Source organism: Hydrogenophaga sp., from assembly GCF_036675665.1.
Taxonomy (GTDB): domain Bacteria; phylum Pseudomonadota; class Gammaproteobacteria; order Burkholderiales; family Burkholderiaceae_C; genus Hydrogenophaga.
Genome location: NZ_JAKFEO010000007.1, coordinates 168028 through 177341 on the forward strand (window position 1 = coordinate 168028; position 9314 = coordinate 177341).

Genomic DNA, 9314 nt, shown 5'->3' on the forward strand with positions numbered 1-9314 from the left:
CTTTCTGAAGCCGCAGGTTACGTCATTTTCGAACGAACTGGCGCAAGTTCAACCCCGCCAGCAACAGGGTAAGAAAATAGACCAAAACACCACCCAGCACGCACAGCGTCAGCAAGCCCACGCGCTCCAGTGCCCGGCCCTCGAAATCCAGCCAGTTCACCCGGGTGGCCACCCACATCAGGAACACGGCCAGCAAGGCACTGGAGGCCACCACCTGTGAGCCAAATCGAGCCCATCCCGGGGAAGGACGGTAGGCGCCCCGGCGCATCAGGCCGATCAGCAGGAACAAGGCGTTGACCATGGCGCCGATGCCGATGGCCAGCGCCAGCCCGGCGTGCGCCAGATGGGGCACCAGCAGGTAGTTGAGCACCTGTGTGAGGATCAGCACCACGATGGCGATCTTCACCGGCGTGCGGATGTCCTGGCGGGCGTAGAAACCCGGCGCCAGCACCTTGATGGCGATCAGGCCGACGAGCCCGGCGCCGTAGCCCATGAGCGCGCTGGCGGTGCGCTGCACGTCGGCCGCGGTGAAGGCGCCATAGTGGTAGAGCACCGCCACCAGCGGCTGTGCAAAGGTGAGCAGCGCCACCGCGCAGGGCACGGCCAGCAGCACCACCAGGCGAAGACCCCAGTCCAGCAGGCCGCTGTAGCGCGCGGCGTCGTCGGCTGCCTTGGCTGCGGCGAGTTGCGGCAACAGCACCACGCCCAGCGCCACACCCAGCATGGCCGTGGGGAACTCCATCAGGCGGTCGGCATAGGTGAGCCAGCTCACACTGCCGATGGTCAGGTGCGACGCGATCTGCGTGTTGATCAGCAACGATATCTGCGCCACGCTCACGCCGAGCAGGGCCGGCAGCATGAGCGTGGTCACGCGGCGCGTGCCCGGGTGGGCCCAGGCCGCCTTCAGGCCCGACCAGCGCAGGCTCACGCGCGGCAGCATGCCCAGCTTGCGCAGCGCGGGCAACTGCACACCGAGCTGCAGCGCGCCACCCAGCAACACACCGCCGGCCATGGCGAAGATCGGCTCGATGCCCAGCGTGGCGAACCAGGGTGCGCCCCAATAAGCGGCGGCGATCATGGCCACGTTGAGCAGCACCGGCGTGGCCGCCGGCACGGCAAAACGCTTCCAGGTGTTCAGGATGCCGGCCGAGAGTGCCACGAACGACATGAAGGCGATGTAGGGAAACATCCAGCGCGTCATGAAGACGGCGGCGTTGAACCCTTCGTCGCTCAGACCGCTGGCCATGGCCCACACCAGCACCGGCGCGCCCAGCACACCCAGCACACAGGTGAACGTGAGCGCCCAGGCCAGCACGGTGGCGATCTGATTGACCATCAAGCGTGTGGCGTCGTCGCCCTCCTTCTCACGCACACCGGCCAGCACGGGCACGAAGGCCTGGCTGAAAGCGCCCTCGGCGAAGAGGCGGCGCAGCAGGTTGGGGATGCGGAAGGCGACGTTGAACGCGTCGGTCAGCGCGCTGGCGCCAAACGTGGCGGCCATGAGCAGTTCGCGCACCAATCCCGTGATGCGGGAAGCGAGGGTGAGGACGGAAACGAGAGAGGCGGATTTGAACAGGGTCACGGCGCGAGTGTAGCGACGCGCCGTCGGGCCACCCAGGTCGGCCTTGCCAGCATGCCTGCCCGTGCTAAAATCGCGGGCTTTGCTGGCATCATCCCCAAACATTGAAGGAATCACACCATGGCAACCAAGCCGAAGAAAAAGAACCCCCGTCTGGCGTCTGGCCGCAAGCGCGTACGCCAGGACGTCAAGATCAACGCAGCCAACACCTCGCTGCGTTCCAAGTACCGCACCGCTGTGAAGAACGTCGAAAAAGCCGTTCTGGCCGGTGACAAGGACAAGGCGACCGAACTGTTCGCCAAGATGCAAAAAGTGGTGGACATCGTTGCCGACAAGGGCATCTTCCACAAAAACAAGGCCGCTCGCGACAAGAGCCGCCTGTCGACCAAAGTCAAGGGCCTCGCAGCAGCCGCTGCCTGAACCCCACCGGTCTGGCCCCGCCAGACCACCAGCCCGGACCTGTCAAGGTCTGCCGTTTGAAACGGGTGCGCTGCCAGCAAAAGCAAAAAAGCCGTCGCAAGACGGCTTTTTTGCGTCTGGGTTGTTTCTGGCCCACATCTCTCGCCTGCACCGCGCGGGCTCGTGAGCGCATGGCGCTCTGCTCCGCGGCTGTCCCCCGAGTCGGCTTCGCCGCCTCTCCTCCTTTATGCCGCTGCGCAGAGCGCCATGCGCTCACGAGCCTGAAGCAGCGTTGGAGTGGGCCCGACGAGTGCCAACGAGGTCATCGGCGGCCATGGGGCACGGCGCAGCGAAATAAAGGAGGAGGGGCCAAAGGCCCCGGGGGACATTCGCGGAGCCGTGCCCCATGGCCGCCGATGACCGGGACCGCCGAAGACGAACACAGGACCAGCCGGAGAAAAATCAGGAAGCCCGAGGCAAATCCGGCAACAAACAGGCCTCGGCCACCTGCAAATCGTTGTCCCGCGCAAAGTTCATGCAGAAATCCCAAGCCATGGGTTCGGCTTCGCGCAGGTCCACATGGACCACCACGCACTTGACGCCGTTGATGGTGTTGGGCACGCACCAGGGGGAGTAGCTCAGGTGGCTGCCCGGCTGGGCGCCGCCGGGGCGAAACGGGCTCATGACACCGGCCAGGCGCTCGGCCCAGTCGCTCGGCCGGAAGGTACGGCCGTTCTGGGTGATGCCCTGGATGAAGACTTGTTTGGCTGTCGGTGAAACCATCGGGAGAAGCCTTCGGATGGAGGGCCGTGCAGAGGAGAAAACCACCACCGGAACGAGGATCGCTCGCCGCTGGAAGCGATGGGTATTATATCTTATATAAGACTTGAAACGAGGGATTACCCGGACCCGGGACACCCGGTCGCGGCGCATTTCAGCGATGCCCAACAAGCAATGATGATGCCCGCCTGCTGCCCCTAAAATCGCGCTTCGACGGCTCAACCTTCGTTGAGCCGCTTTCTTTTTGGCCCCTCCAGCGCCTTTCTTTTCCGGAGTCACCGCATGAACGCCGCCCTCAATCCCGTCGCCTCGCCCCATGTGATGAACACCTACGGCCGCCTGCCGATCGCGATGTCGCACGGCAAAGGCGTGCGTGTGTGGGATGTGAACGGCAAGGAATACATCGACGCGCTGGCCGGGATCGCGGTCAACACCCTGGGCCATGGCCACCCCAAACTGGTGCCTGCCCTGCAGGACCAGGTGGCCAAGATGATCCACTGCTGCAACTACTACCACGTACCCGACCAGGAAAAGCTGGCGCAGATGCTGGTGGAGCGCTCGGGCCTGACCAATGTGTTCTTCTGCAGCACCGGTCTGGAAGCCAACGAAGCGGCCCTGAAGCTGGCGCGCAAGTACGGTCACGACAAGGGCATCGAGCGCCCCGAGATCGTCGTGTACGAGAAAGCCTTCCACGGCCGCAGCATTGCCACGCTCTCGGCCACCGGCAACCCCAAGGTGCAGGCCGGCTTCGGCCCGCTGGTGGAAGGCTTCATCCGCGTGCCGCTCAACGACATCGAGGCGCTCAAGAGGGCCACCGTGGGCAACCCCAACGTGGTGGCGGTGTTCTTCGAGACCATCCAGGGCGAAGGCGGCGTGAACCCGATGCGCGCGCAGTACCTCCAGGACGTGCGCGCGCTGTGCGACGAGCAGGACTGGCTGTTGATGATCGACGAAGTGCAGTGCGGCATGGGCCGCACCGGCAAGTGGTTTGCCCACCAGTGGGCGGGCATCGTGCCCGACGTGATGCCGCTGGCCAAGGGCCTGGGCTCGGGTGTGCCCATCGGCGCTGTGGTGGCCGGCCCCAAGGCCGCGAACATCTTCCAGCCGGGCAACCACGGCACCACCTTCGGCGGCAACCCGCTGGCCATGCGCGCCGGGGTGGAAACGATCCGCATCATTGAAGAAGACGGCCTGCTGGCCAACGCCGAGCGCGTGGGCGCACACCTGCGCGACGCGCTGGAGAAAAGCCTGGGTGGCCACCCGGGCCTGAAAGAGGTTCGCGGCCAGGGCTTGATGATCGGCGTCGAACTCACCCAGCCCTGCGGCGCCCTCACCCAGCGCGCCGCCGACGCCGGCCTCCTGATCAGCGTCACGGCCGACAGCGTGATCCGCCTGGTGCCGCCGCTGATCATGACCACCGCCGAAGCCGACGAGGTGCTCGCCATCCTGCTGCCGCTGATCCACGCCTTCCTCAAAGAGCAGAGCCCGACATGACGATCCGCCACTACCTGCAGTTCAAGGACCTGAGCGCGGCCGAATGCGCCCACGTGCTGGAGCGCGCCGCCCACATCAAGAAGAAGTTCAAGGCGTTCGAGAAGTACCAACCCTTCGCCGACCCCGACCGCACGCTGGCCATGATCTTCGAGAAGGCCAGCACGCGCACCCGCGTGAGCTTCGAGGCCGGCATGTACCAGATGGGTGGCTCCGTGGTGCACCTCACCACCGGCGACAGCCAGCTCGGCCGGGCCGAACCCATCGAAGACAGCGCCAAGGTGATCAGCCGCATGGTCGACCTGGTGATGATCCGCACCTTCGAGCAGAGCAAGATCGAGGCGTTTGCCGCGCACTCGCGTGTGCCGGTGATCAACGGCCTGACCAACGAGTTCCACCCCTGCCAGATCCTGGCCGACCTCTTCACGCTGGTGGAGTACCGGCCGGCCGCCAGTGGCCAGCCGCTGGACGCCATCAAGGGCAAGGTGGTGGCCTGGGTGGGTGACGGCAACAACATGGCCAACACCTGGCTGCAGGCGGCCGAGCTGCTCGGCTTCACGGTGCATGTGAGCACGCCCGGCGGCTACGAGGTCGACCCGGTGCTCGCCGGCATCAGCAACCGCGATTGCTACAAGGTCTTCAAGGACCCGCGCGAAGCCTGCGCCGGCGCCGACCTGGTCACCACCGACGTGTGGACCAGCATGGGCTTCGAGGCCGAGAACGAAGTGCGCCGCGAGGCCTTCAAGCGCTGGTGTGTCGACGAGGACATGATGCGCCAGGCCAGGCCGGACGCGCTCTTCATGCACTGCCTGCCCGCGCACCGCGGCGAAGAAGTGAGCGCCGAGGTGATCGACGGTCCGCAGTCGGTGGTGTGGGACGAAGCCGAGAACCGCATGCACGCGCAAAAGGCGCTGATGGAATTCCTGCTGCTCGGCCGCCTGGCCTGAGAGCGCCTTGATGCAGGCCCTGCTCGACGCGATCGCGCGCATCGAACCCGGCACCGACGCGCGCCGTGTCTTCCACGGCCGCGGTGGCCTGCACCCGGGTTGCGAGCACTGGACGCTGGATGCGTTTCCACCCGTCTGGCTGCTCACCAGCTTCCAGCCGGTGTCCGACGAAACGCTGTCTGTCGTCGGTGAAGCCTTGTCGGCGCGCTGGTGTCAGATCGCACCGGGTGAGCCGCTGAACTGGGTGTTCCAGTGCCGCGGCGAGGGCCAGGCCGACACCCGCCTGATGGCCGGCAGCGTGCCCGAGCCGCATGTGGTCAGCGAGCGTGGCGCGCGTTACCTGGTGCACGTGCTCAAAGGGCAAAACCACGGTCTGTTTCTCGACATGGCCGAAGGCCGCCAGTGGGTGCGCGCGCACGCCGCGGGCCACAAGGTGCTCAACCTGTTTGCCTACACCTGCGCGTTTTCGGTGGTGGCCTTGCAAGGCGGGGCGAAGCAGGTGGTCAACGTGGACATGAGCGCTGGCGCCATGGCCATCGGTCAGCAGAACCACCCCATCAACGCGCTGCCGGCGGGTGCGAGTTTCCTCGTTCACGACATCTTCAAGACCTGGGGCAAGATCACGCGCGGGGGTCCGTACGGCCTGGTCATCGTTGATCCGCCGAGCCACCAGAAGGGCAGCTTCATCGCCACCCAGGACTACATCAAACTCATCCGCCGCCTGCCCGATCTGCTGCGGCCCGAAGGCCGTGTGCTGCTGTGCCTCAACGCACCCCAACTCAGTCCCGCGTTTTTGATGGACCAGATGCAGGAGGCCGCGCCCGAGCTGGTGTTCGAGCAGCGCCTGGCCAACCCCGCCGAATTTGCCGATGTGTCGCAAGAGCGCTCGCTCAAGGTGCTGGTGTACCGGGCGCCCGCGGTGGTCAAAGCTGCATCGAGCGCATGAGCGCTTGCACCTCGTGCGGCGCCTGCTGCGCCTGCTTCCGCGTCGACTTCTCGGTGCACGAGATGCAGGACCTGGGCGGCTCGGTGCCTTCGGGCCTGGCGGTGGAAGTCACCGACAACACCATGCGCATGCGCGGCACCGACCACTCGCCGCCCCGCTGCGCGGCCCTCACCGGCCAGCTCGGCGAAAAGATCGCCTGCGGCATCTACGAGTGGCGACCATCGCCCTGCCGCGAGTTCGAAGAGGGCAGCGACGCCTGCACCCGCGCACGCCAGCGCCACGGCTTGCCGCCCGTCGACGGGGCGGACTGAAGGCCGCATTTACTTCAGGTCTCAACTATTTTCGAGACCTGTTGGGATTAACCGACACCACGGTTTTTTTCAGGGTGCTACCTTCACCGCACCATGAAAAAACGCTGGGACATCTCCCCACCCGTGCACGCAGCCGCCCCGGTCTTTCCGGGCGACACGGCCTACACACAGACCTGGGCCGCCACCATCGGCCCCGGCTGCCCGGTCAACGTGAGCGCGATCACGCTCTCGCCCCACGTGGGTGCACACGCCGACGCGCCACTGCACTACGACGCGAACGGTGCATCCATTGGAGAGGTCTCGCTCGACGCCTTCCTCGGCCCCTGCCGCGTGATCCACGCGATCGGTTGCGGTCCTCTGGTGCGGCCCGAACACATTGCACATGCACTCGCTGACTTGCCTGAAAGAGTGCTGGTCCGCGTCTACGAACACCAGCCGCAAAGCGCCTTCGACAACGACCTGCCCGCCTTCGCACCCGAAACCGTGGAACAGCTCGCCGACCTCGGCGTGCTGCTGATCGGCATCGACAGCGCCAGCATCGACCCGGCCGACAGCAAGACGCTGGACAGCCACCAGACCATCCGCCGGCGCGGCCTGCGCGTGCTGGAAAACCTGCTGCTCGACGACGTGCCCGAAGGCGACTACGAACTGATCGCCCTCCCCCTGAAACTCACCACCGCCGACGCCAGCCCCGTGCGCGCCATCCTCCGGGAACTCCCATGACCATCACCCTGCAAGACTGCCGCGCACTCGACGCGCAAGACCCGCTGCTCTCCCTGCGCGACCTCTTCCACCTGCCCGAAGGCACCATCTACCTCGACGGCAATTCGCTCGGCGTGATGCCGCGCACCACGCCCGCGCGCGTGGCCGACGTGGTCACCCGCGAATGGGGCACCGACCTGATCCAGAGCTGGAACAAGAACGGCTGGTTCGCCATGCCGCAAAAGGTGGGCGACAAGATCGCCCGCCTGATCGGCGCCGCACCAGGCACCGTGGTGGCCACCGACAGCACCTCCATCAACCTCTTCAAGGTGCTCTCGGCCGCGCTCAATCTCAGCACCGCCGACCACCCGCAGCGCAAACGCATCGTGAGCGAGCGCAGCAACTTCCCGACCGACCTCTACATCGCCGAAGCGCTGTGCAAGGAGCGTGGCTTCGAGCTGGTGCTGGTCGAGCCGGAAGAGATTGCCGAGGCGCTCACGCCCGAGGTGGCCGTGCTCATGCTCACGCACGTGAACTACCGCACCGGCGCCATGCACGACATGCCCACCGTGACCGCCGCCGCGCACGCGGCTGGCGCGCTGATGCTGTGGGACCTGGCGCACAGCGCGGGTGCGGTACCGGTGGACCTCACCGCCGCGGGTGCCGACTACGCGGTCGGCTGCGGCTACAAGTACCTCAACGGCGGCCCGGGCGCCCCGGCCTTCGTGTGGGTCAACCCGCGCCACACCGACCGCTTCTGGCAGCCCCTGGCCGGCTGGTGGGGCCACGCGACGCCGTTCGCCTTCACACCCGACTACCAGCCCGCGCCCGGCATCACGCGTTACCAGTGCGGCACCCAGCCCATGATCAGCCTGGCCGCGCTCGAGTGCGGTGTGGACACGCTGCTGGCCACCGAGACCGTTGGTGGCATGGCCGCGCTGCGCACCAAGTCGCTCGCGCTCACCGATCTCTTCATCTCGCTGGTGGACGAGCGCTGCCAGGGCCACGGCATCGGCCTGGCGACACCGCTCTCGCATTCACAACGTGGTTCGCAGGTGTGTTTGACGAAGGACGAAGGCGCCTACGCGATCGTGCAAGCCCTCATCGCACGCGGCGTGGTCGGTGACTACCGCGCCGGCGACGGCGAACGCCACAAGGACATCCTGCGCTTCGGCTTCACGCCGCTCTACATCGGCTTCGAAGACGTGTGGCACTCGGTCGAACACCTGAAGCAGGTGCTCGACAGTGGCGAGTGGCAGCGCGCCGAGTTCAACCAGAAACACGCGGTGACCTGATCATGTGCCCCCACCAACCCACCTCCGCCAAGCCCGAAGACATCGTTCGCGAGGAAGGCGCACAGCTCGACTTCAGCCGCGACATGGCCTACGGCGACTACCTGCAACTCGACAGCGTCCTGAACGCGCAGAAACCGCTCTCGCCCGCGCACGACGAGATGCTCTTCATCATCCAGCACCAGACCAGCGAACTCTGGATGAAGCTCATGCTGCACGAGCTGCACGCGGCCATCGTGCACATCGCGGCCGACGAACTGCAGCCCGCGTTCAAGATGCTCGCGCGTGTTTCAAAGATCATGGAGCAGCTGGTGCACGCCTGGGACGTGCTCGCCACCATGACGCCGCCCGAGTACAGCGCGCTGCGCCCCTACCTCGCGCAGTCCAGCGGTTTCCAGAGCCACCAGTACCGTTGCATCGAATTCGCCATGGGCAACAAGAACGCCGCCATGCTGAAACCCCATGCGCACAGCCCCGAGCGGCTGGCCATCGTGCAGGCCGCGTATGAAGCGCCCTCGCTGTACGACGAAGCCCTGCGCCTGCTCGCGCGCCGTGGCATCGCCGTGCCGCAGAGCCACACCGAGCGCGACTGGACCCAGCCCTACGAGGCCAGCGACGCGGTCGAGCAGGCCTGGCTGCAGGTCTACCGCAACCCCAAGGACCACTGGGACCTGTACCAGCTGGGCGAAGAACTCACCGACCTGGAAGACACCTTCCGGCTCTGGCGCTTCCGCCACGTGACCACGGTGGAACGCGTGATCGGCTTCAAGCGCGGCACCGGTGGCACGGGGGGTGTGAGCTACCTGCGCAAGATGCTCGACGTGGTGCTGTTTCCGGAGATCTGGCGCTTGCGCACCTCGCTCTGAG

The 9314-nt window shown here is 66.2% G+C and carries 10 protein-coding genes; 8 read left to right on the forward strand and 2 right to left on the reverse strand.

All coding sequences use genetic code 11. From position 1 onward, the window contains the following. Positions 1 to 22: 22 nt before the first annotated feature. Positions 23 to 1582: a murein biosynthesis integral membrane protein MurJ gene (gene murJ / locus V6M63_RS03610; RefSeq protein ID WP_332739550.1), complete on the reverse strand. Its 1560-nt coding sequence runs from the start codon at positions 1580 to 1582 to the stop codon at positions 23 to 25. Between the two features lie 117 nt (positions 1583 to 1699). Here murJ and rpsT point away from each other — a divergent pair, with 117 nt between their 5' ends. Further along, positions 1700 to 1999: a 30S ribosomal protein S20 gene (gene rpsT / locus V6M63_RS03615; protein WP_069047062.1), complete on the forward strand. Its 300-nt coding sequence runs from the start codon at positions 1700 to 1702 to the stop codon at positions 1997 to 1999. 441 nt (positions 2000 to 2440) lie between these two features. On the opposite strand, the gene V6M63_RS03620 is transcribed toward rpsT, so the two are convergent. After that, positions 2441 to 2761, reverse strand: a complete 321-nt coding sequence (locus V6M63_RS03620) for a DUF3579 domain-containing protein (RefSeq protein WP_332739555.1) — start codon at positions 2759 to 2761, stop codon at positions 2441 to 2443. A gap of 279 nt (positions 2762 to 3040) precedes the next feature. On the opposite strand from V6M63_RS03620, the gene V6M63_RS03625 reads away from it, so the two are divergent. From V6M63_RS03625 to kynA, 7 genes are all read left to right on the forward strand, one after another. Further along, positions 3041 to 4252 carry an aspartate aminotransferase family protein gene (locus V6M63_RS03625; RefSeq protein ID WP_332739557.1) on the forward strand — a complete coding sequence of 404 codons (1212 nt, stop codon included), beginning with the start codon at positions 3041 to 3043 and terminating at the stop codon, positions 4250 to 4252. After that, positions 4249 to 5196, forward strand: coding sequence for an ornithine carbamoyltransferase (gene argF / locus V6M63_RS03630; RefSeq protein WP_332739559.1), 948 nt, complete (start codon positions 4249 to 4251; stop codon positions 5194 to 5196). Before V6M63_RS03625 ends, argF begins: the two co-directional genes overlap by 4 nt. A gap of 10 nt (positions 5197 to 5206) precedes the next feature. Further along, the gene (locus V6M63_RS03635; RefSeq protein ID WP_332739561.1) at positions 5207 to 6142 is read left to right on the forward strand and encodes a class I SAM-dependent methyltransferase; all 936 of its coding nucleotides are present in this window, start codon (positions 5207 to 5209) and stop codon (positions 6140 to 6142) included. Further along, a complete protein-coding gene (locus tag V6M63_RS03640) occupies positions 6139 to 6453 on the forward strand; it encodes a YkgJ family cysteine cluster protein (protein ID WP_332739563.1) in 315 nt (104 codons plus the stop codon). The genes V6M63_RS03635 and V6M63_RS03640 overlap by 4 nt, the downstream gene beginning before the upstream one ends. Positions 6454 to 6546: 93 nt before the next feature. Beyond that, on the forward strand, positions 6547 to 7176 hold the full coding sequence (gene kynB, locus V6M63_RS03645) for an arylformamidase (protein ID WP_332739565.1): 630 nt from the start codon (positions 6547 to 6549) through the stop codon (positions 7174 to 7176). Next, positions 7173 to 8450, forward strand: coding sequence for a kynureninase (kynU, locus tag V6M63_RS03650; RefSeq protein WP_332739566.1), 1278 nt, complete (start codon positions 7173 to 7175; stop codon positions 8448 to 8450). The genes kynB and kynU overlap by 4 nt, the downstream gene beginning before the upstream one ends. A gap of 2 nt (positions 8451 to 8452) precedes the next feature. After that, complete coding sequence (kynA, locus tag V6M63_RS03655) at positions 8453 to 9313, forward strand: tryptophan 2,3-dioxygenase (RefSeq protein ID WP_332739567.1); 861 nt, start codon at positions 8453 to 8455, stop codon at positions 9311 to 9313. Position 9314: the final 1 nt, after the last annotated feature.